The organism is Ideonella alba, from assembly GCF_018069845.1.
GTDB lineage: Bacteria > Pseudomonadota > Gammaproteobacteria > Burkholderiales > Burkholderiaceae_C > Ideonella > Ideonella alba.
Genome location: NZ_JAGQDD010000054.1, coordinates 1 through 1057, shown reverse-complemented (window position 1 = coordinate 1057; position 1057 = coordinate 1). Strand labels below are relative to the sequence as shown.

Sequence of the window (1057 nt, the reverse complement as noted above, 5' to 3'; positions counted from 1 at the left end):
ACCAGCGGCGCCATCGCCCACCTGGGCAAGGACAACGAGAACGGCGCGCGCATGGCGATCGACGAGCTCAATGCCAAGGGCGTGATGATCGGCGGCAAGAAGGCCAAGTTCGAGCTGCTGGCTGAAGACGACGCGGGCGATCCCAAGCAAGGCACCGCCGCTGCCCAGAAGCTGGTCGACAGCAAGGTCAACGGCGTGGTGGGCCACCTGAACTCGGGCACCTCGATCCCCGCCTCCAAGGTCTACTCCGACGCCGGGATCCCGCAGATCAGCCCGTCGGCCACCAACCCCAAGTTCACCCGCCAGGGCTACAAGACCACCTTCCGCGTGGTGGCCGATGACGTGCACCTGGGTGGCACGCTGGGCCGTTATGCCGTCGAGCAGCTCAAGGGCAAGGTCATCGCCGTGATCGACGACCGCACCGCCTACGGCCAGGGTGTGGCCGATGAGTTCGAGAAGGGCGTCAAGGGCAAGGGCGGTGCCATCGCCAAGCGCGAGTTCACCAACGACAAGGCGACCGACTTCACCGCCATCCTGACCAACATCAAGGCCGTCAAGCCCGACGTGGTCTTCTTCGGCGGCATGGACGCCGTGGCCGGCCCGATGATCCGCCAGATGAAGCAACTGGGCATCAACGCCAAGTTCATGGGCGGCGACGGCATCTGCTCGAGCGAGCTGCCCAAGCTGGCTGCGGGCGCGATGGCCGACGGCCAGGTGGTGTGCGCCGAGGCCGGTGGTGTCGAGGGCGAGCAGAAGGCCGGCATGGAGAAGTTCCGCGCCGACTTCAAGAAGAAGTTCAACGCCGACGTGCAGGTCTACGCGCCGTACGTGTACGACGCGACCAACGTGCTGGTGGCCGCGATGGTCAAGGCCGGCTCGGCCGACCCGGCCAAGTACCTGCCGGCGCTGGCCGCGACCTCGGGCTACAAGGGCGTGACCGGCACCATCTCGTTCGACGAGAAGGGTGACGTCAAGAACGGCGCGCTGACGCTGTACACCTACAAGGGTGGCAATCGCGACCAGATCGCCGTGGTGCGCTGATCCTTCGGGTCACCAC

1 protein-coding gene is annotated in these 1057 nt (G+C 66.2%); it reads left to right on the top strand.

All coding sequences use genetic code 11. From position 1 onward, the window contains the following. Positions 1-1041 (top strand): branched-chain amino acid ABC transporter substrate-binding protein (locus KAK03_RS24730; RefSeq protein WP_210857351.1); only part of this gene is annotated, 1041 nt, incomplete at its 5' end. Between the last annotated feature and the right edge of the window lie 16 nt (positions 1042-1057).